A 20,192-nucleotide genomic window follows, 5' to 3' on the forward strand; every position below is an offset into this window, starting at 1 on the left:
GCTCCTTTTGTAAGCATTTAGCTACGCTTCGACAACGCAGTTATGCCACAAAAACAGCGGCCTTTTCCCACTTTCTTTTTCCCGGACCTTTACTTCTTGCCTACTCCCCGTGAGAAATGCAGGCTAGTCGATGGTTTGGTGGAGGCGGAGGTCGCGGGAGGATGCGCCTACGCTGACAATGCGCTTGCCGCTGGCCGAGATCCATTTCTGGTCTTTGGTGGACCAGGACTGGAGTTGGCGCGGGGCTACGTGGAGGGTTACGGATTTCGATTCTCCGGGTGCGAGGTGTATGCGATCGAAGGCGACGAGAGCGCGGACCGGGAACTGGACACCTTGGGGAATTTCGCTGGGCGCGCCGAGGTAGACCTGCGGGACTTCATCGGAGCCCATTGATCCGGAGTTTTTGATGTTGAGTTTGACGTCGAGGCCGCCGTCAGCGGATTTGGAAACGCTGAGGCCGGAGTAGTCGAAGGTGGTGTAGGTGAGGCCGTGGCCGAAGGCGAATAGCGGAGTGATGCTTTCCTTGTCGAACCAGCGGTAGCCGACGTTGACGCCTTCGCTGTAGGTGGTCTTGTGGTCGACGCCGGTTTTGGAGCGTTCGGGATATTTGGGATCCGTCGCGGGGTAGTCGGTGAGGCTCTTGCCCCAGGTTACGGGGAGACGGCCTGCGGGGCTGACTTTGCCAAGGAGCAGATTGGCGGTAGACCATCCGCCTTCATCGCCGGGCCACCACATTTCGAGCACAGCTTTGACTTTGTCGACCCACGGCAGGGCGACAGGCTGGCTGGTGTTGAGCACGACGATGGTGTTGGGATTGACGGCCGCGATTTCTTCGACGAGTTTGTCCTGATCGCCGGAGAGGCCGAAGACGGGATGGAGCCGCGTCCAAAGGAAGACGACGGCGACTTTGGCGTTCTTGGCTGCGGCGATTGCGTGTTCGTGGTCGGCAGCGCGCTGCTCGGTGGTGTACCAGCTTAGACGGACCTGCACGGGTGCTTCGGAGGTGTCGGGGGTGCTATTGATCTCGAGGTCGTGGGGGCCGGCTGTGAGTTCGACGGCGCGGCGCACGTTGTCGAGGCCATCAGTGGTGGGGATGGCATTGTCCTGGTTGGCCTGGAGGATGTCTCCGTGGACGCCACCCTGAAAGGCGCCGGTGGCGGCGAGGCGCTTGCCATCGAGGGAGATGCGCGCGTTGGTGCCGAGGGCCTGAAGATAGATCCAGTAGGTGCCGGCATGGGGTGGAGTGAGGGTGCCTTTCCACGTGATGACGGAGTTGGGCGGAAGAGCGTTGCCGCCTTTGGCGGTGAAGTCGATCTGGGCGTCGGTTTGGGTAGAGGCGCTGGCGGAATTTGCTGACGGCGTGGAGACGATGAAGCGCTCGATCCCCGGTTGGCCATCGTGGCTGAGGGCGCTGGCAGGAATGGGAGTGCCGGTCATGTCGTCGTTGACTGCAAAGCCGATGTCGGAGTTGCCGGAGATTTTTTTCATCGCGGCGAGCGGGCCGACTTGACGCCATGGCAAGCCAACGGAGCGTTCGCCGTTGATGCCGATGGAATCGACCTGACCGGCGGTGGGACCGATGAGGACGACGGAGTCGAGTTCATCAGCCTTGAGGGGCAGGATGTGGTTGTCGTTCTTGAGCAGGACGGCTGCGTCTTCGCCGGTCTTCTCGATGATCTTTGCGTCTTCTTCGATGGGCTGCTTGGTGACTTCATGCTTGGAGAGGCCGTCGAGATAGCCGAAGTGAACGATCTCATACAGTACATGGCCGGCGGCGCGTGTGATGGTGGCTTCAGTGACGGTGCCGTCTTTGAGAGCTTCGAGCATTTTTTCGGGACTGAGCTTGACGCCGAAGGAGCCGCCGCCTTCGCGCGCGGGAGCCGGCTCTTCGGGAATGTGGCCGCCGAACATGCCTTCATTGGCAGCCGCGGCAGCCTTTGGGTTGATCGGAGGCGGCGGAGGCAGCGCGTCAAAGAAGGACGGAATGAATGCGCCCATGGGGCCTGGCTGGCCGCCGGGCATTTCCATGTCGAGGCCGGCGTTGATGAAGTTGACAGCGTGCACTGCTCCCCAGTCGGAGGTGACGAAGCCTTTGAAACCTATCTGGTCGCGGAGGATTGTAGTGAGCGAATCCTTGTTGCCGCAGGCGAAGGTGCCGTTGAGGCGGTTGTAGGAGCACATGATGGAGGCGACGCCGGCGCGACGGATTGCGGCCTCGAAGGGCGCTACATAGACCTCATGCAGGGTCTGGTCGTCGATGAAGGTGCTGCCGCCGTCGGAATCGTATCCGACATAGTGTTTGATCTGCGCCATGACATGCTGCGACTGGATGCCTTTGACTTCGCCAACGGCCATTTCGCTGGTGAGAAACGGATCTTCGCCGAAGGTGTTGTAGCCGCGGCCGAATTCGAGGTCGCGATCGATATTGACGAAGGGCTGCAAGGCGACATCGATGCCGAGCGCGCGCGCTTCGCGGCCGATGACGAGGCCGTTGTCTTCAGCATCTTTCATGCTGAAAGTGGCGGCGACACCCATGGTCGCCGTCTCGCCCGACGAGGGATGACGGGTGAGCACGCCGGGAGGTCCATCGGCAAAGCGGAGGCCGGGGATGTGGAGGCGCGGAATGCCGGCGAGATATCCGGCCTGTCCTTGATAGACCGCGGGGTCTTCCTTTGTGCCATGGATGAGGGTTAGCTTTTCCTGAAGCGTCATCTGGCTGAGCAATTTGTCGACCCGGGCGTCGCCGGTAACGACTGGCACGGACTGGGCGATTGCCGCCGATGCTGCAAGCGCAAAGAGTGCGCTCACGAAAAGAATGCGCGGTGCGCAGTGTGAAGATCCGAACTCATAGTGTGAATCTGCTGGATGCACCTGGCCACCTCGAAATTGTGCGTCACCAGCCAGATAAACGACTCATCTGACTGCGGACGCGTTACGGCAAGCAAGTGTACAGCATGCGGATATCGACTTGCAGCGCGCAAAACTTGCGCCTGTTATCGATCTACGCGGCAGGGGTGAGGTCCGGGAGGGGTAGGTTTTTGTCGAGGCCGGCGACGATAAGGTCTTCGCGGAGCTTCTCGACAGTGGAGAACTGGATGGCAACAAGGCCGAGGTCGCGGGCTGCATCGATATTGGCTTGTTTGTCGTCGATGAAGAGGGTTTCTTCGGGCCGGGTGCCGAGTTTATCGAGTGTCAGTCGATAGATGGCTGGGTCGGGCTTGGCCATCTTGTGCTCGAAGCTCCAGATGAGAACATCGAAGCGCGGGAGCCAGTCGAACTCGCGCTGAATGCTGGCAAGTACGGAGTCGCCCATGTTGGAGAGGATGGCCGTGCGAATGCCGCGTTGCTTGAGTGCGTGTTGCCAGGCAAGCATGGCGCGGTTCTGCGTGGTCCACATGCGTGCATCGAAGGCGTTGAGTTGGTCGATGGCGGCGGCATCGAGGTTGAGTTTCGCATCGCGGCCAAAACCTTGCCAGAACTGAAGGCCCGAAAGCTTGCCCTCATCGTAGGCGTGGCGATCGGCCCAGTAGAGCTTTTCAAACTGGTCATGGGGCAAGCCAGTGATGCGGACCATAGCGTCATGCGCGTCGGCATTCGGTTGCCCGGTGAGAACCATTCCATAGTCGAAGATGACCGCGCGCAGAGACAATGTTCCTCCTGAGTGGGCGGCCTGTATTGTGGAAGGGACGCCCATGACTATTGTAGAGAACAGTGGGAAGTGGGCAGTGGGAAGTGAACAGTGAATGGGAAACAGTGGGCTAGTGAACAAGTGAAGGAGTGAACAAGAAAACAAGTGAACAGGAAAACAAGTGAACAGGAAACTAGAGGTTCACGAGGTGCGATGAGGTTTTCTAAACGGACCAATTGGGATACGGAGGAGAGCGGGCTGGCGCGGGCGCATGGGCTTCGCGTGGCGGCGGGACTTCCTCTTGCGGATCTTACGGCATCGAATCCTACGCGGTGCCGGTTTGTCTTCGATGCACGATTGCTGGAGCCGCTAACGGATCTGAGAGCCCTGGAATATGATCCTCAGCCTCTGGGGCTGTTGCGGGCGCGCGAGGCGGTATGTGGCTACTATGCGGATCATGGCGTGGCAGTTTCCCCGGAGCGGGTGGTGCTGACGACGAGTACGAGCGAGGCGTACAGCTTTCTGTTCAAGCTGCTGTGCGATCCGGGAGAAAAGATTGTCGTGCCGCAGCCGGGATATCCGTTATTCGATTTTCTGGCAGTGCTGGACGATGTGCGGATCAACGTTGCGCCGCTGGTGTATGACCACGGATGGCAGATCGAGCCGGAGGGGTTTCGGCGGGCAATCACGCCGGAGACGCGGGCGATTGTGCTGGTTCATCCGAACAATCCCACCGGGCATTTTACGAAGGGGTGGGAGGCGGAAGAGCTGGCGGTGATGTGTCGGGGGCGGGGAATCGCGCTGATTGTGGACGAGGTTTTTCTGGACTACGGATTGGGTGGAGTGAAGGCGACGAGTTTTGCGGCGGGGCTCGATGGCGTGGATGTGTACGTGGTGAGCGGGCTGAGCAAGATTGCGGGACTGCCGCAGATGAAGGCGGCCTGGGTTGTGGCGACGGGGCCACATGCCAGGGCGGGGATGGGTCGCCTGGAGGTGATTGCGGATACGTTTTTGTCGATGAATGCGCCGGTGCAGGGAGCGATGCCGGCCTGGATTGGGGGGCGGCATGTGATTCAGCGGCAGATCCGAGAGCGGGTGGCGGCGAACCTGGCGGAGCTGGATCGGCAGCTTGGAGCGGAGGATGTAGTGCGGCGGCTTGAGGTGGAGGGCGGCTGGTACGCGGTGCTTCGGATTCCGGCGCTGCAGCCGGATGAGCAGACGGCGCTGGAGTTGCTGGATCGTGGAGTCTGGGTGCAACCGGGATATTTCTTCGGGCTGGAGGAGAGCGGTTGGCTGGTGGTGAGTTTGCTGGGACCTGTTAAGGAATTCAGAACGGGGCTGAAGGAAGTTGTTAACTATTTCAGAACGCATCAAGGTGATAACAATTGTCTAGTCAATGTTGAACCATAAATTCAGATTAGTACACATAGATGTATGATTTTGGGGCAGTTTATCAGTATTGGTCTTTTGGCTATTTCAGGAAGGGATTGGTTCGGCGTTCGGTGCCGATGGTGGTGGCTGGGCCATGGCCGGGGATGACCTTGGTTTCGTCGGGGAGGGTTAGCAGGCGTGCCTGGATGGAGTGGATGATCTGCTCGCCGTTGCCACCGGGCAGGTCGGTTCGGCCGATGCTTCCGGCGAAGAGGGTGTCGCCGGCGAGGACCATTTTGAGCGGCGCGAAATGGAGACAGATGGAGCCCTGGGTGTGGCCGGGGGTATGGATGACCTCGGCTGGGTAGGTGTGGAGGCCGACACGGCGGGCGTCTGTAAGGGCTTCGTCGGGAGGGGCTGTTTCAGGCGTATCGACGCCCACCCAGGCTGCTTGTTCGGCCATGATCTTGAGCAGGGGAAGGTCGTCTTCGTTGAGAAAGATGGGTGCGCCGGTGAGGGACTTGAGTTTGACCGCTCCGCCGATGTGATCGATGTGAGCGTGGGTGACAAGGATCTGCTTGAGGGTGAGGCCGAGGGTGGTGAGGCGGCGATGGATGCGGGAGACCTCATCCCCAGGGTCGATGACGATGGCTTCGCGAGTTTCCTCGTCGGCGAGGATTGTGCAGTTGCATTGGAGGGGGCCGACGGGAAAGGTCTCAAGGATCATGGGTTCATTGTAGGCCGGAGAGAAAGCTGTGCGGGCAAATGAAAAGGCGAGCCCGGAATGGGGCCTGCCTTTCGCGTGTAGAGCAGATTGCGCTATTTGCCTGGCTTGGCGGGGGCGGACGGGGCCGGCTGCTTTACGTCATCGAGCACGGAGTGCGCGTGTCCAGAGCGAACGTAGAGGGCCGTGAGCGACAGCGAGGTGATCATGAAGATGATCGCAGACCAGGTGGTGAGCCGGGTGAGGACATTGGCAGCGGCGCGGGGACCGAAGGCGGTCTGCGAGCCCTGACCGCCAAATGCGCCGGCAAGGTCGGCTGAGCGGCCCTGCTGAACGAGGACGACTCCAATGAGGAACAGGCAGACGATGACGTGCACGGTGATGACGAAGTAGAAGAGGATCTGCATTGCTGAAGCTGCTTTCCGAGTCTCGGCCGGGTGATCCGGCGGAAGAGTCAATGGTGCGGAGGAGGGGACTTGAACCCCTATGCCTTGTGGGCGCTAGCACCTCAAGCTAGTGCGTCTGCCAATTTCGCCACCTCCGCGAGGTGAACCCGTTAAGTATATCAAAGGCAGTGATCAGAGATCAGGGGTCAGGGGTCGGGGATCAGAGGTCAATGCATGCGGGCGCGCATGCGTTTTTCGGCGTCGGCGGACCAGTATTTGCAGTCGAGTCGGATGAAGACGGAGGAGTAGGGGATGGTCATGGTGGTCTTGAGCACGAGGACGTGGAACTCCTTGCTGGTTTCGTCGATGCGGGAGATGACCTTTTCGTGCGGGATGGATTCGATTTGGTAGTCGGCGAGTATCTCAGCGATTTGGGCGCGGTATGCGGAGGCGCCCGGAGCGTCGTTGTCGGGAACGAAGGGGAGCTCGGAATCCATATAGATCAGGGGGCGGACGTGGATGGAGTTGTTGACTGCGCCGAGGACGTAGCGCAGAACGTCGAGGTGCGAAGCGTTGGTCTCGATGGTTTCGACGCCGGGCGAGGACTGGAGGGGATAGGCGGAATCGACGATGAGGATCCAGTTGCGGTGGCCGAGGAGGGGAAGGGACTCGGAGACCTTGGCTTTCCAGTCGGCGGGAGCGGATGCCTGGGCTGTGATGAAAGCGGCGTTGGAGAGCGTTGCGATGGCGAGGAGCAGGAGACAGAATCTACGCATTTGATTTACTTCCTTTACTGATGCGGAAAGTGGATCATCGGGAATGACCTTAACACTCGATGAGGCGCTTCATCCAGGCGGCGAGTTGTTGCTGATCGGGGGTGCCAGCGGAGTGGGCGGCGTGGACGGCGCGGCGGTCGACTTCGGGGCGGTTCTGGCTGATTTTGAATTTGCCTTCAATGCGGGTGATGGGGATGCGAAAGCCGACGATGCCGGCGAGCATGGTGCGGCGGAAGCCGTCGGGCAGATTGCGCCACTGTTCTGAGTATGCGGGGTCGTTGGCCTGGATGAGGCCGACGAGAAGAGCGTCTTTGGATGCGTCGTCTTCGATGAGTTCGAGGGTGCCGTGGGCGTGAATGGCGATGTAATTCCAAGTGGGCACGGAGAGTTCTTCGGCGTAAAGCGAGGGGCTGACGTAGCTGTGCGGGCCGGGGAAGACCACGAGGGTTTCGCGGTTGGCGAGGGATTGCCAGTGAGGGTTGGCTTTGGCGAAGTGGCCTTCGAGGACGCCGTGCGGGCCTTCATCTTTGACGATGAGGGGAAGATGGGTGGCGTGGTGCGCTGCGCTGCCTGCGGTCGAGTCGAGCGGGCCGATGAGGATGGCGAAGGAGTAAGCGCGCATGGCTTCAATGAGAATGGCGCGATCGGAGACCTGGATGAATTTCGGTGTGTACATCGTGCTCCTGGAGAACCGGGATGCCTGGGATTTCGTATTCAACGTTAATGGTCTGGTGAGGAGTGCGCAAAGTCCTGCCGGAAACAAATTTGAATTGCGTGACGAATGCGGGTGGTAGTCTGTGGGCCGCGCAGGAACCGAAGAGGGGGCCAGGTTGGAATTTTCAGATTCTTTGAAGGTTGATGGAACGCCGGTGATTGCGGTGAAACGGCGAGGGATCGGTCCGGCTTTGGGCCTGATTTTTGTTGCGCCGCTGGTGGCGGAGTTTCTGCTGGGGAATCTGCCGATCAAGCTGTTGCCGGCACTGATTGTGCTGGCTCCGATGTATGGGGGCGGGGCGCTGCTGATTCGTGAGACGGTGCGGAGAGCAGGGCGGGGATGGCCGAGCATTCTGCTGCTGGGGATGGCATATGGGATTTTTGAAGAGGCATTCACAACGCAGTCTCTGTTCAATCCGGATTATCTGAAGCTGAATCTTGGGTTGCTGACTCCGGCATATATTCCTTCGCTGGGGATCGGGGCGTGGTGGACGTTGTGGATGCTGATGGTGCACGGAATCTGGAGTATCTCGACGCCGATCGCGCTGGTGGAGGCGTGTGTGCCGGATCGGGCCCGGACATCGTGGCTGGGGCGCGTGGGGCTGGCCGTTGTGGCGATTGTGTTTTTGTTTGGGGCTTGCGCAACGACGGCGATGGGGTACAGGCAGGATCACTTTTTGGCTTCGTGGGCTCAGTTTGCTGGGGCGGCGGCGGTGGTGCTCGCGCTGATCGTGCTGGCGTTTGCGATGCCGAAACGGCAAACGGTTGAGCGCGCGGGATCAGCTCCATCGGCATGGCTGGTGGGGGCGGTTGCGCTGCTGTTTGGGTCGGCAGCGCTGTTTGTTCCCAAGGAGTGGGGGTGGGTCGCAGTGGCTGAGTTGCTGGGGCTGGATGTGGTGATGCTGCTTGCGGTGCTTGCCTGGTCGCGACGAGGAGGGTGGGGGTTGAAGCATCAACTCGCTCTGGGCGCGGGAGCGGCGCTGGCGTATGGATGGCATGCGTTTTTGCAACATCCGGCGGTGGGTGGCGCCGGGGTGAGCGTGCGCGTGGGGAATGCGATTTTTCTGGCGGGGGCGATTGGGCTGGTGTGGTTTGGGGCGAGGCGTTGCAGTTCAGAGAATACTGCGCATCGTTGATCTAGATAAAAAACAAAAGCAGGTCCTTCGCTCCGCTTACCCCATGGACATTGCATGTCCACGGGGCCCCAAGCCGCTCCGCTCAGGATGACACGTCTTGAATGGATGACCGCGCTATTGAATGCGCTCGAAGCGGAAGCCGGCTTCGCGGAGGGCGTGGCTGATGGCGGTGATGTGGGTGGCGCCACGGGTTTCTAATGTCACATCGATGACGGTTTCGCCGAGACTGACGCCGTAGTAGGCGCGGTTGTGGATGGTTTCGACGATGTTGGCGCGTTCGCGGGCGAGGATCTGGGTGAGGTGGAGGAGAGCGCCCGGGCGATCCTGCAGGTAAACGCGGACGCGCAGGAGACGGCCGTCTTTAACGAGACCGCGCTCGATGATTTTGGCGAGGAGCGAGACGTCGATGTTGCCTCCGCAGACGAGGACGACGGTGCGGCGATGGCGGAGATTTGTTTTGGACTGGACGACGGCGGCGAGTGCGGCGGCGCCGGCGCCTTCGGCGAGAGTCTTCTCTTGCTCGAGAAGCATGAGGATGGCGCTGGCGATTTCCTCGTCGTCGACGGTAACGATTTCGTCGACGTAGCGGGTAACGAGAGGAAGCGTGACATCGCCGGCGCGGCGAACGGCAATGCCGTCGGCGATGGTGGCTTCAGCGTTGATGGTGACGGGAGCGCCGGCTTCGCGTGCGCGAAGCATGGAGGGCAGGCGCTCGGGCTCAACGCCGACGACGCGGATTTTTGGATTAGTCTCCTTGAGCGCGCAGGCGATGCCGCTGATGAGGCCGCCGCCGCCGATGGGGACCACGACGGCTTCAATGTCGGGGACCTGTTCGAGTAATTCGAGGCCGATGGTGCCTTGGCCGCAGATGACTACGGGGTCATCGAAGGGATGAATGAAGGTGCGGCCTTCTTCGACGCGGCGGCGGAGAGCCTCATCGCAGGCTTCGTCATAGCTGGCGCCGTGGAGGATGACTTCGGCACCGTAGGCGCGGGTGGCGGCGACCTTGATCTGAGGAGTGGCGAGGGGCATGACGATCTGGGCGCGGATGCCGCGGGCGGCTGCGTGGAAGGCTACGCCCTGGGCGTGATTGCCGGCGCTGGCGGCGATGACTCCGCGCTTGCGTTCGGTTTCGCTCAAGGTAAGGAGTTTGTTAAGAGCGCCGCGCTCTTTAAACGATCCGGTGCGCTGAAGGTTCTCGAGCTTGAGATGAATGGGCAGGCCGGTGAGCTCAGAAAGATGATGTGAGAGCTGGCAAGGGGAGACATGAATGGAGTCTTCGATGCGGGCGCGCGCGGATTGAATGCCGACAAGAGATACGGGTTCCAAGACAACTCCTCGTTGAAGAAAAAGTGACTAAGAATGCGAAAACCACCAGCCGCGTTTGCGGGTGGTGGCCTGAGTGATGCTGGACTACTGAATCCGGTTCGTCAGGCTTTTCCCGCGCGCATGATGTGGCTACTAATTCGAATAGCGGGAATGGACACGATAGCGAAGGGCGCAGAGAAGATGACTGCGGAACAGGCGATCGCATAGAGGCTGACGATGTGCATGGCGTTGAATGCAGTAGAGCAGAGGCGTGGCGGAGGCGTCAAGCGATAACAGAGTCATGCGATTCGGGTGCGAAGGATTCGTTCAGCGCATTCTTCTGGCGGGTAATTTTGTTGAGAGCGAACTGGAAGTAGACGAAGGAGAACAGGAAAGTGAGGAACCAGTTCAGACGCAGGTTAACCGGTTCGCGGCGGTTGTAATGCTCAATAAGCTCTTCGCGGAGTTCGTAGATGACGACGATCCAGAGAAGCCACGAGAAGAGAAAACCTAGTCCAGTAACGAGGGAAGCGATGGCCCAGTAAAGGGAACTGGAACGATGGTCAATTTTGCGAATCCAGATGCAGAGGTACAGTGGCCATGCAACCGCAACAGCATAGATAGCGAAGTTGCGATAAGGATCGGGAACGAACCAGAATGCGAGCACCTCAGCAGCAACGAGCGCGAGAAGCAGAAGCACCCAATGAACCCGCGGCGGAGACGGATAGACGGAGCCGTGGTTTGCAGCTTGCACAACGGGGGATTGGTGCATGCTTGCATCTTACCGCGAATCGGCAATCCCTAAAAGATGTCGGAGAGTTTTGCGAAGGCTTCGACCTCAATAAGGTAACGTCCCTCTGGAGGAACGGAAAGGGCAGCATGTTCAAGAATCCACGTGTCTTTGTGGAAAAGAAAGACCGCATGGAGGCCGGCGGCGAGGGCCGGATTTATGTCGCTTTTGGGACTATTTCCGATCATCCAGCCTGAGTGTGTGGAAATCTGGTTGCGCGCGAGGACTGCCTGGTAGGCGGCTGGGTCTTTTTCCGCAACGATCTCGATGAAGGAGAAATAGGGGGCAAGACCCGAGCGGCGCACCTTATCTGCCTGCTCTGCGTGGTCGCCTTTGGTCATGAGGATGAGGCGATGGCGGGAAGCGAGGTCGCGAAGTGTTTCTTCGACGTGAGGCAAGAGTTCGATTTCCTGCTCGGCGATGGAGTTTGCGAATCCGACGATGCGGCGGTGCTTTTCATCGTCGATCGGAGCAGGACTGAGACGTTCGAAACATGTGACGAGTGAGCGCTTGAAGCTGGGGAGTCCGTAGCCGTGCGCGAGGATGGTTTCGCGTTCGACGGCGTTGAGAGTCTTGCGGACTTCGGCGGGTGAGTACTCGTGATGATTGAGATAGCCGATGAAGGCCGCGATGGCGCGTTCGAAGTAGATGTTGTTTTCCCATAGAGTGTCGTCGGCGTCGATGAGGAGCGTCTGGCCGGGGGGAAATTGGGGCATGAGTTTTATGGTAGCGAACCGGCTTGAATGTGATGAGACGAGGAGGGGATGGAGCGAGCAGGGGGAGTGCGCTTGTTGTCAGAGATTGGGGTGTGCTGGGTTTCGGGAAGCGAAAGGGAGAATTCACGCAGTATTCATCGGAGCACTGAATAGGGAAGTTCGGCACCGTATAAGTTTTTGAAAACAGGGAGTCTCCAATTTTTCCATTGACAGTAGGCTTCATTCGGGATAAATTGGTGATGGGTACTATCGAACTCAAGGGGACTATTAATGCGCAATATTCTTGTAGTAGGCTTCCTCTCCTCCTCCCTGCTGGTTCATGCCCAGGCAGTCACCAAGGGCTCGAGTGCCAAGTTGGAGGCGAAGAACGACGCTGCCGGCGCGCTGTTGGCGCATGGCACGATGCATCCGGCAACAGATGCGACCACGACTCACCAACCGCCCAGAATCAGTACCGGGGTTATCGGACCGAAGCTGATTTCGGAGCCTGAAGTGCATGTGTCGGCAGATGAATTTCCGCTCCACGACCCAGGCATGGAGCACTTGATTGTGAACTTTACTGTGGATGAAAACGGTAATCCGCAGAACGTTCATCTTTTGAAGTCGTTGGGCCAGAGAGTGGACGGCCGTGTGCTGAGCGCGGTTCGGCAGTATCGCTTCATTCCCGCTACGCTGGACGATCAAAGGGTTCCCGTGGAAGTGAACTTGCGGGTCAATTTCGCCCAGAGATAAATACAGATCAATTGCAAGCAAGCCTCCTCCATTCCGCGGAAAGGAATTTCTCGCGGCGTGGGGGAGATTTTGTTTTTGGAGGCTTATGGCAACGGCTAGTGTGCGGCTGGGAGAGAGTAATCCAACTGATAGGAATGCTTGCCACTGACGATTTTGATGGTCATGGTCCCGGAGATGCCGGTTAGATCGCCTGTGCCGGAGCCGGGCACGACTTTGACGATGAGTTCGAATTTGTTGTCTTCCATGGTGCCGAAGTGCTGCAGGGCGAAGGAGCCGGTGCGACCACCGAGAGTGCCGATGACTTGCTCGATGGCGACGTAGCCGGCTGTGCCGGTGGCTGGATTTCCGGCGCCGAGCATCTCGCCCTTGCTTGTGGCTTCGAGGTCACCGTGAAATTGCTTGTCGAGGCCGTAGCGTCCAATGGCGGTGCCGGCGAGTGCGTCGTCAGCCGCGAGCGGCGCATTTTTCACATCGAATGTTCCTTCGGCGTGCATAGAGAGCGGGCCATCCTTCGCGGTGGACTGGGAGTGTGGAGCCTGGGCGGAAATGAGAGTCGGCATGTTGAACCATCCTGAGAGGAATAGGAGGGTGATGATACCGATGTTCGTTCGACGCACAATCTCTCCATCAGTTAACAAAGAAATTGTACGGGGAGAGCTGCGCGTCTGCGATAAACAATCGACAAAGTGGCCTATTCGGCAAGTTTGAAGATGCGGATCTGCACGAGTTTTGCGATAGTGAGATTCTTGAAGCCGCGGTTCTGCATACGCTGAACGAAGTCTGGTGTGATTTTGAAGATGCGGATCTGGATGAGTTCGTCGAGCGAGGGCCGGAAACCGAGGGCGCGAATCTGTTTCACTTCGTCGGCGTTCACTCCCTGGACTTTGAGGGCGATGAGTTTGTCGGCATCCGGCTGCTCATAACCCATTGAGACGAATGCTTGCGCGTAGGCGGGGTCGATCTTGAAGATGCGGAGTGCGATGAGGTTGTCGATGGTGATGCCGCGGATGTTGGCCTGCTGGAGGGAGCGAGCGTATTCGCTGGTGACATCGAGGAAGGTGTAGGCCTGCAGCTTCTCGGCGTCAAAGCCCTTGAATCCGAGGGTGGCCATGCGATCGACGAAGGCGGAGTTGGGAGTGAAGAGGGAGTCGCCGCGAAGTTCCCGGTCACGCACGATGCCGGTGCAGGTGAAGGCGCCTGCTTCGCCGCTGAGGCTTGCGGTAAGGTGCGCTCCTTCGTCGGCAAGGTTTGCCACTGTAATACCGGTGAACCGGCTCATCGATTCGTTGCTGAAGCTATTGCCGCAGTGGCGGCCGTCGGGGCAGTCGGAGTTTCCGATCTCGAGGCTGAATTTGTCTCCACTGTCACTGAGGCCGATGGTGCAGTGGTCGTGTATGGGAGCGAGTGTCTGCGCTGGGAGAGCGACGGTTGCGATTGCGAAAGCGATGGCGAAACCGAGCTGGCGATGCATGTTCATGCAGGAACTCCTTGGCGGCGTTGCAGAGACGATGCTTTCCTGTCTCGCGGCGAAGCGAGCTACTTGAAAAATTGGGTGAGCTGATTAACTACTTTGCGGATTCGTCGTCGAGGATTCCGGAGATGCGAAGCCGAACAAGTTTGTCGAAGGGGAGATTCGTGAAGCCATGCCTGGCGGCCTGTGCGATGAACTCGTCATCGATTCGAAAGATGCGGGCTTTGACAAGATCGTCTGCGGTTACACCGGGGAATTTCTGCTTGAGAGTGCGGGCGTATTCGGGAGTGACGCCCTGAACGCGCATGGCTAGCAATTGTTTGGAGGTGAGGCTGTCGAAGCCGGCGGCTTTCATGCCGGAGACGAACTCAGGTGTGACCTGGAAGATGCGGAAGGAGATGGCATCGTGGATGTTGTTGATCTCGAGGCCCTGCTTCCTCATTTCGACGATGGCATCAGGTGTCACTCCCTGAATCTTGCAGGCGATGAGATCGTCGGCGGAGAGTTTTCCGAAACCGGCCTGGGACATCGCCTGAGCGTATTCAGGGGTTACATTCTGAATTTTCATGGCGATGAGTTTGTCGAGATCGACGTCGTAGCCGGCGGCCTTCATCTGGTCGATGTAGTCGCTGTGGGGGCGCGCGGATGGGGCGGCCTTGTCGTCGGACTGAGGCTCGGCTGCGGGTGCGGGTTCGGGCGTCGTAGAGGCCCGCTGAGCTGGAGACGGCTTTGCGATTTGTATGGCGACTTCGGTAGCGATGGCCGGCGCGATAACTGGAGCGGCGATGATGGCCGGTGCGAGATTTGATTGCGGTTTGGGATTGAGGCTGGCCAGCAGATGCGGCACGGGAAGAAGGATGACGACGAGTCCGGCGCAGGCTGCAGCAAGCGAGAAAGGGAGAAGACGACGGCTGGGAATACGAGTCATGGGTTCACCGAGGATGCGCGCAATGCGCGTGAGCAGAGTTGCGTGGGACTGATGGCCATCGAGCGCCATGGCAAAGCGCAAGTGGCGGGAGCGCTGTTCTTCGAGATGAACAAGAGCATGCGCGTAGACGATGGGGTTGGGGCAGATCTGGAGGGCGAGGTCGTCGCAGCAGAGTTCGCGCTCGTGACGGATGCGGGCGCTGAGCCACCATACGGCGGGATGAAAGAAGAAGAGAGTTTCGGCGATGGTTTGCAGAATGTTCCAGAAGAAGTCGGCGCGGTGCACGTGAGCCAGTTCGTGGACGAGAACGACTTCGAGTTCATCGGGACCGAGCAAGGTGATGGCACTGAGCGGGAGCAGGACGATGGCACGAAGGGTGCCCATGGTCATGGGGCTATCGATGGCGGTGGAGAGACGGAGGGTGATGGCGCGGCTGAGGCCGAGGATCTTGGAGATGCGCTGGAACGCTGCGCTCACAGAGACGGGGGCTTCAATAGTGGACGCGAGGCGAAGACGGCGAAGATACCACCAGCCGCCGAGGCTGCGCACGGAAAGGGCAAAGACACCGATAAGCCAGAGGGCGTCGATCCAGGGAAGGAGACAGGCGATAGTCACGTGCGCAGGGGCTTGCTGCTGCGCGGCGACAAGGAGGCCTGGCGCGGTAGAACGCGGAAGATCAGCCGCAATGGATGCGCGAAGATTTTCAGCAGTGGCCGTGGTTGAAGGGACTGCCGCATGGGTGCGCAATTCCCATGCGAAGGTGACGACGGCTGCGCCGAGCATGAGAAGGAGTGCCGAAAGCGACACGAGGTACCGAGCCTGGCTGGAGCGGCGGGCATTGGCTGCGCTGATCAAACGATAGACGGCGGCAATAGCGGCAGCCTGCCAGCAGAAGTGGATGAGAGTCCAGGCGATGGCTTGGGGAATTGGGGTCATGGCCGGTCCTTTTTGGAAACAGTGAAGGGTCGGGAGGTTTTGGTGGGGCGGTGATCGGAGGAATCTGCGTGGTGTTTGTGCTCGATGAGGGCGCGGATTTCGGTGAGCTCGTTTTCACTGGCGGGTTCCATCGAGAGAGCGTGGAGGGCGAGTTGTGCGGCGGACCCAGCGAAAAGGCGCTTGCTGAGGTCCTTCAGAATCTTGCTCTGCATCAGGTCCTGGCTGAGAGCGGCGCGGTAGACATGGGCGCGGTTGGCTTCGTCGCGAACAACAAGACCCTTAGTGGTCATGATCTGAAGCATCTTGAGAACGGTAGTGTAGCCGGAGGGCCGGTCTTCATTGAGAGCATCGTGAATCTCGCGCACCGTGGCCGGCTGCTTCTCCCAGAGGATCTGGAGGAGTTCGAGTTCAGATTCGGTGGGACGGGGGATGAGGGTGCCGTGTTCCATGATGAAGAGACGTTATACGAAGAGCTTCGTAATTGTCAACGAAAATCTTCGTAGACGGTTTGCTAGCGGGTTTTCTAACGCCTTGACAGCGCCGGGCGGGCTGCCTAGGATGATCGGCGCTGTAGATGTCCTGTGAAGAGAGCGCGGAACGAGGCGCCCACACTAACCACCCCCAATCCCGTTTCAACTTGTTTTACTGGAGCCCGCAATGCACATCGACTTTCGTAGCCGTCGTCTGTCTTGTGTAGTGTTGATCAACCTGTTTGCATGGGGAGCTCTTTTGTGCAACCCGGTGCAGGCACAAATTCCCGCCAACCACATTCGGATTCACTATCACCGGCCCGATGCGAGTTATGTGGGATGGACGGTGTACGCGTTTGACAACACTACCGAGAACACCGGGAATTATGGCGGAGGGCCCGTGCAGGTGACGGGGGCGGACAGTTACGGCGCGTATTTCGATGTGGGGATCAGTTCAGGTGCGCAACAGGTAGGAATTATCATTCACAATCCGACGGCCGCGGGAGGCGATCAAAAAGATCCGGGGCCGAATGAGTTTGTGGATCCAGCGACGCAGGGAAACGAGTACTGGGCGTACTCGGGGATCGGCAAGCTCTACAACACGCCGATCAATCTGAGCAATCCGACGGCGATACTGCCCGGATATGTGCGGGTGCATTATCGCCGCAACGACGGGAACTATACGAATTGGACGGTGTATGCGTTCTTCGACACGACGGAGTATGGCGGGGACTACAACGACGGGCTGGTGAGTCCGACGAACTACGACTCGTATGGCGCGTATTTCGATGTTGGTGTGACTTCAGGTGCGCAAAACGTCGGGTTGATTATCCACAACACTTCGACGGGCGCGAAGGATCCGGGTCCGAATGAGTTTGTTGATCCGACCACGGAGGGGTTTGAGTATTGGGCATACACGGGAATCGGAAAGCTCTACAAGAGCATGCCGAGTCTGACTAATCCCAATGCGCTGCTGCCGGGCTATGCGCGGATCCATTATTACCGGCCTGACGGGAATTACCAGAATTGGACGGTGTATGCCTTTAACGACACGGCGGAATATACGGGTGATTACAACGACGGACTGACGAGCGTGACGGGCTATGACTCGTATGGTGCTTACTTTGACATCAGCCTGATTCCAAATGCGAAGGATATCGGATTCATCATTCACAACATCTCGACCGGGGCCAAGGATCCGGGTCCGGATATGCATCTCAACGTCGGTACCACTCTTGAGGCGTGGGCGATTTCGGGCAATGCGGAAGTCTTTACCAGCACGCCGACGCCGACGCAGATTCTGGACAGCTTGCTGAATGTGTCGCAGGCATTTTGGCTCGATCGACAGCGCATTGCGATTCTGCCGCAGTTTGCGCAATCGGGCGGTACGTACGCTCTCTCGTTCAGCACATCGGGAGGACTCTCGGTGACGACGACGGGGATCTCCGGAGGCACATCTATACCGTTGACAGTGGGTGGAGCGCTGACGGCGGATGAGCTGATGCGCTATCCGCAGTTGAGCAGCTACACGGTCCTGCAGATTCCTTTGACGGTGCCGGTAGCGACACTCGAGAGCGCGCTGACGGGACAGCTGGCGTTGTCAGCAGCGGATTCTACGGGAACGCTGAAGTATGCGACGGGTCTGCAGATCGGTGGAGTGCTGGACGATCTTTACTATTACCCCGGCAGACTTGGCGTGGTGTTTCACTATCCGAACGATCCGACGTGGTCGGACTTTCCGCAGGACGAGAACTGCGGCGTGAAACTGAAGGTGTGGGCGCCGACTTCGCAGGGTGTGACGCTGCAACTGTTCAACAAGTCGACCGACACAACGCCAGCGGCGACTCTGCCGATGGAGGACCACAACGGGGTCTGGGTTGCATGCGGGACGAGCGACTGGGCGAACAAGTATTACCTCTACTCGGTCAAGGTGTGGGTCCCGGCGGACAGTGCGATCGATACCAACGTCACGAGTGATCCATATTCGACGGATCTTGCCGTGAACGGAACGAAGAGCAGGATTACGGATCTGGAGTCGGAAGCGACGAAACCTACGGGGTGGGATGACAGCGTTTCTCCGCCGCTGGAGAGTTTGAGCGACATGAGCCTCTACGAGCTGCATGTGCGCGATTTCAGCGTGAATGATCCCACGGTTCCGGCAAGTCATCGCGGCACGTACGAGGCGTTTGCGGACCAGAACACGCTGGGCATGACGCACCTCCGCACGCTGGCGCAGGATGGTTTGAAGGCGGTACACATTTTGCCGTCGTTCCACTTTGCGAGTGTGAATGAGGACAAGAGCAAGTGGTTGTTGCCGGGGGACCTGTCACAGTATCCGCGGGCGGGCACGCAACAGCAGGCGGCGGTGCAGGCGACGCTGACGAATCCTCCGTATAACTGGGGCTATGATCCGGTGCACTATCTCGCCCCGGAGGGCGCTTATGCGATCAACCCGGATAATCGCGTACGAGAATACCGAACGATGGTGGAGGGCTTGCATCGGGAGGGGCTGAGAGTGGTCCAGGACGTAGTGTTCAACCATACCAATGCCAGCGGCGAAGGACCGAATTCAAACCTGGATGAGGTGGTTCCGGGCTACTATCACCGGTTGGATGCGAATGGCAGCCTGGAGAATGGATCGTGCTGTCCGGATACTGCGCCGGAACATCGCATGATGGAGAAACTCATCATCGATACGCTGGAGTTGAATGCGAAGGAATACAAGATCGACGGGTTTCGATTCGACATCATGAGCTTCATGTTTACGTACAACATGAGCGACATCAAGGCTGCGCTGGCGGCGCTGACGCCGGAGAACAGCGGAGTTGACGGATCGAAGATCTATCTCTACGGGGAGGGATTCAACTTCGGAGATACAGCCAGCAACCAGATTGGACAAAACGCCTCGCAGGTGAATCTGTACGGATACGGAATTGGAAGCTTCAACGACCGCATTCGCGACGGGATTCACGGCGGCAGTCCGTTTACGGATGAGCGCGTGCAGGGATTTGCGACAGGGCTGTTTACGGACCCGAGCGCTTACACTTCGTCGACGATGGCGACGAGCGCGCAACAGAGCCAGTTGCTGCAGTACGCGGATTGGATCCTGGTCGGATTGACCGGCAATCTGCGGGACTACACGTTTACAGACAGTGCCGGAGCAACCGTAACGGGTGCGGAAGTGAACTACAACGGACAGCCGACTGGATATACGAAGAGCCCGATCGAAGCGATCAACTATGCATCGGTGCACGACAACCAGGATCTGTTCGACCAGATCCAGTTGAAGTCGAGTTATAGCGATACGATCGCGATGCGCGCGCGGCGGCAGGTTCTGGGGATGAGCCTGGTGACGCTCGGGGAGGGCATTCCTTTCTACCAGGGCGGCGACGATTTGCTGCGGTCGAAGGATATGGACCAGAACAGCTATAACTCCGGCGACTGGTTCAACAAGATCGACTGGAGTGGACAGACGGCAAATTGGGGGATCGGGCTGCCGATTGCGAGCCAGAATCAATCGCAGTGGCCGATCATGACTCCGCTGCTGAGCAATCCGGCGTATACGCCGCAACCGTCGAATATCGCGATTACCACGGCGGCGTTCCAGGAGTTCCTGAAGATCCGCTACAGTTCGAGACTTTTCAGGATGGCCACGCTGGGTGAGATTCAGCAAAACCTCAAGTTCCTGAACACCGGGCCGAACCAGATTCCGGGATTGATTGTGATGAAGCTGGATGCGAACGGCGGGAACTACGGACCGTACAAGCACATACTTGTGGTCTTCAATGCGACCAAGGTTCAGGCGAACTTCAGCGATTCGAGCCTTCGGGGGCTGGCGTTGGCGTTGCATCCGTTCCAGCGGAGTGCGGCTGACCCGATTGTGCGGCAGTCTTCGTTCAATTCGAAACAGGGAACGGCGACTGTGCCGGGGTTGACGACGGCGGTTTTTGTGGCTGAGAGATAGCGAATCGCTAAATCCCAAGAAGCAGGTCCTTCACTTCGCATGCCCCACGAACGCTCGCGTTCGCGGGGCCCCAATGCGCTTCGTTCAGCGACTGTCTGGATTGTCAAGGGCGGGTTGGTGGAAAAGCGGAAAACGGTGGGAC

Annotated in this window: 17 protein-coding genes and 1 tRNA gene; 4 read left to right on the forward strand and 14 right to left on the reverse strand. The window is 58.9% G+C overall.

The genetic code is table 11. From position 1 onward, the window contains the following. Positions 1–123 precede the first annotated feature (123 nt). Both WCA10_RS07350 and WCA10_RS07355 read right to left on the reverse strand, forming a co-directional pair. The gene (locus WCA10_RS07350) at positions 124–2,808 is read right to left on the reverse strand and encodes a beta-glucosidase (protein WP_472821858.1); all 2,685 of its coding nucleotides are present in this window, start codon (positions 2,806–2,808) and stop codon (positions 124–126) included. 193 nt (positions 2,809–3,001) lie between these two features. After that, entirely contained in the window at positions 3,002–3,649 is a 648-nt protein-coding gene (locus WCA10_RS07355) for an HAD family hydrolase (RefSeq protein WP_472821859.1), read from the reverse strand. 192 nt (positions 3,650–3,841) lie between these two features. On the opposite strand from WCA10_RS07355, the gene WCA10_RS07360 reads away from it, so the two are divergent. Next, complete coding sequence (locus tag WCA10_RS07360; protein WP_472821860.1) at positions 3,842–5,038, forward strand: pyridoxal phosphate-dependent aminotransferase; 1,197 nt, start codon at positions 3,842–3,844, stop codon at positions 5,036–5,038. Between the two features lie 61 nt (positions 5,039–5,099). Here the strand turns inward: WCA10_RS07360 and WCA10_RS07365 are convergent, their stop codons facing one another. The 5 genes from WCA10_RS07365 to WCA10_RS07385 form a co-directional block, all read right to left on the reverse strand. Then, entirely contained in the window at positions 5,100–5,726 is a 627-nt protein-coding gene (locus tag WCA10_RS07365; RefSeq protein WP_472821861.1) for an MBL fold metallo-hydrolase, read from the reverse strand. A gap of 92 nt (positions 5,727–5,818) precedes the next feature. Continuing rightward, positions 5,819–6,130 carry a preprotein translocase subunit SecG gene (secG, locus tag WCA10_RS07370; protein WP_472821862.1) on the reverse strand — a complete coding sequence of 104 codons (312 nt, stop codon included), beginning with the start codon at positions 6,128–6,130 and terminating at the stop codon, positions 5,819–5,821. 51 nt (positions 6,131–6,181) lie between these two features. Then, positions 6,182–6,267: transfer RNA gene (locus WCA10_RS07375), tRNA-Leu, on the reverse strand. Positions 6,268–6,336: 69 nt separating this feature from the next. Next, entirely contained in the window at positions 6,337–6,885 is a 549-nt protein-coding gene (locus tag WCA10_RS07380) for an RbsD/FucU domain-containing protein (RefSeq protein WP_472821863.1), read from the reverse strand. A 49-nt stretch (positions 6,886–6,934) separates the two neighbouring features. Continuing rightward, complete coding sequence (locus tag WCA10_RS07385; protein ID WP_472821864.1) at positions 6,935–7,561, reverse strand: FMN-binding negative transcriptional regulator; 627 nt, start codon at positions 7,559–7,561, stop codon at positions 6,935–6,937. Positions 7,562–7,733: 172 nt separating this feature from the next. On the opposite strand from WCA10_RS07385, the gene WCA10_RS07390 reads away from it, so the two are divergent. Further along, positions 7,734–8,735: a hypothetical protein gene (locus WCA10_RS07390; protein WP_472821865.1), complete on the forward strand. Its 1,002-nt coding sequence runs from the start codon at positions 7,734–7,736 to the stop codon at positions 8,733–8,735. Between the two features lie 114 nt (positions 8,736–8,849). Here the strand turns inward: WCA10_RS07390 and ilvA are convergent, their stop codons facing one another. From ilvA to WCA10_RS07405, 3 genes are all read right to left on the reverse strand, one after another. Further along, a complete protein-coding gene (ilvA, locus tag WCA10_RS07395; RefSeq protein ID WP_472821866.1) occupies positions 8,850–10,064 on the reverse strand; it encodes a threonine ammonia-lyase in 1,215 nt (404 codons plus the stop codon). A 262-nt stretch (positions 10,065–10,326) separates the two neighbouring features. Beyond that, on the reverse strand, positions 10,327–10,815 hold the full coding sequence (locus tag WCA10_RS07400; RefSeq protein WP_472821867.1) for a hypothetical protein: 489 nt from the start codon (positions 10,813–10,815) through the stop codon (positions 10,327–10,329). 29 nt (positions 10,816–10,844) lie between these two features. Beyond that, positions 10,845–11,549, reverse strand: a complete 705-nt coding sequence (locus WCA10_RS07405) for an HAD family hydrolase (RefSeq protein WP_472821868.1) — start codon at positions 11,547–11,549, stop codon at positions 10,845–10,847. Positions 11,550–11,819: 270 nt separating this feature from the next. Here WCA10_RS07405 and WCA10_RS07410 point away from each other — a divergent pair, with 270 nt between their 5' ends. Then, on the forward strand, positions 11,820–12,281 hold the full coding sequence (locus WCA10_RS07410) for an energy transducer TonB (RefSeq protein ID WP_472821869.1): 462 nt from the start codon (positions 11,820–11,822) through the stop codon (positions 12,279–12,281). Positions 12,282–12,376: 95 nt separating this feature from the next. Here WCA10_RS07410 and WCA10_RS07415 read toward each other — a convergent pair whose 3' ends face one another. From WCA10_RS07415 to WCA10_RS07430, 4 genes are all read right to left on the reverse strand, one after another. Continuing rightward, positions 12,377–12,841 carry a DUF3224 domain-containing protein gene (locus WCA10_RS07415; protein WP_472821870.1) on the reverse strand — a complete coding sequence of 155 codons (465 nt, stop codon included), beginning with the start codon at positions 12,839–12,841 and terminating at the stop codon, positions 12,377–12,379. Between the two features lie 131 nt (positions 12,842–12,972). Next, a complete protein-coding gene (locus WCA10_RS07420; RefSeq protein WP_472821871.1) occupies positions 12,973–13,758 on the reverse strand; it encodes a hypothetical protein in 786 nt (261 codons plus the stop codon). Between the two features lie 88 nt (positions 13,759–13,846). Further along, entirely contained in the window at positions 13,847–15,616 is a 1,770-nt protein-coding gene (locus WCA10_RS07425) for a M56 family metallopeptidase (protein WP_472821872.1), read from the reverse strand. Continuing rightward, positions 15,613–16,065 (reverse strand): BlaI/MecI/CopY family transcriptional regulator, encoded by a 453-nt coding sequence (locus WCA10_RS07430; RefSeq protein WP_472821873.1) that lies wholly within the window; start codon positions 16,063–16,065, stop codon positions 15,613–15,615. The genes WCA10_RS07425 and WCA10_RS07430 overlap by 4 nt, the downstream gene beginning before the upstream one ends. A 208-nt stretch (positions 16,066–16,273) precedes the next feature. On the opposite strand from WCA10_RS07430, the gene pulA reads away from it, so the two are divergent. Then, positions 16,274–20,050: a pullulanase-type alpha-1,6-glucosidase gene (pulA, locus tag WCA10_RS07435; RefSeq protein ID WP_472821874.1), complete on the forward strand. Its 3,777-nt coding sequence runs from the start codon at positions 16,274–16,276 to the stop codon at positions 20,048–20,050. The last annotated feature ends 142 nt before the right edge of the window (positions 20,051–20,192 follow it).

Origin of the sequence: Occallatibacter sp. (genome assembly GCF_049582745.1) — a bacterium.
Lineage (GTDB): Bacteria > Acidobacteriota > Terriglobia > Terriglobales > Acidobacteriaceae > Telmatobacter.

What these genes read in the sequence shown, in the direction of transcription:
- WCA10_RS07360 (WP_472821860.1), top strand. Translation starts at nt 3,842, where the DNA reads ATGAGGTTTTCTAAACGGACCAATTGGGATACGGAGGAGAGCGGGCTG.
- WCA10_RS07365 (WP_472821861.1), bottom strand. Translation starts at nt 5,726, where the DNA reads ATGATCCTTGAGACCTTTCCCGTCGGCCCCCTCCAATGCAACTGCACA.
- secG (WP_472821862.1), bottom strand. Translation starts at nt 6,130, where the DNA reads ATGCAGATCCTCTTCTACTTCGTCATCACCGTGCACGTCATCGTCTGC.
- WCA10_RS07380 (WP_472821863.1), bottom strand. Translation starts at nt 6,885, where the DNA reads ATGCGTAGATTCTGTCTCCTGCTCCTCGCCATCGCAACGCTCTCCAAC.
- WCA10_RS07385 (WP_472821864.1), bottom strand. Translation starts at nt 7,561, where the DNA reads ATGTACACACCGAAATTCATCCAGGTCTCCGATCGCGCCATTCTCATT.
- WCA10_RS07400 (WP_472821867.1), bottom strand. Translation starts at nt 10,815, where the DNA reads ATGCACCAATCCCCCGTTGTGCAAGCTGCAAACCACGGCTCCGTCTAT.
- WCA10_RS07405 (WP_472821868.1), bottom strand. Translation starts at nt 11,549, where the DNA reads ATGCCCCAATTTCCCCCCGGCCAGACGCTCCTCATCGACGCCGACGAC.
- WCA10_RS07410 (WP_472821869.1), top strand. Translation starts at nt 11,820, where the DNA reads ATGCGCAATATTCTTGTAGTAGGCTTCCTCTCCTCCTCCCTGCTGGTT.
- WCA10_RS07415 (WP_472821870.1), bottom strand. Translation starts at nt 12,841, where the DNA reads ATGCCGACTCTCATTTCCGCCCAGGCTCCACACTCCCAGTCCACCGCG.
- WCA10_RS07420 (WP_472821871.1), bottom strand. Translation starts at nt 13,758, where the DNA reads ATGAACATGCATCGCCAGCTCGGTTTCGCCATCGCTTTCGCAATCGCA.
- WCA10_RS07425 (WP_472821872.1), bottom strand. Translation starts at nt 15,616, where the DNA reads ATGACCCCAATTCCCCAAGCCATCGCCTGGACTCTCATCCACTTCTGC.
- WCA10_RS07430 (WP_472821873.1), bottom strand. Translation starts at nt 16,065, where the DNA reads ATGGAACACGGCACCCTCATCCCCCGTCCCACCGAATCTGAACTCGAA.
- pulA (WP_472821874.1), top strand. Translation starts at nt 16,274, where the DNA reads ATGCACATCGACTTTCGTAGCCGTCGTCTGTCTTGTGTAGTGTTGATC.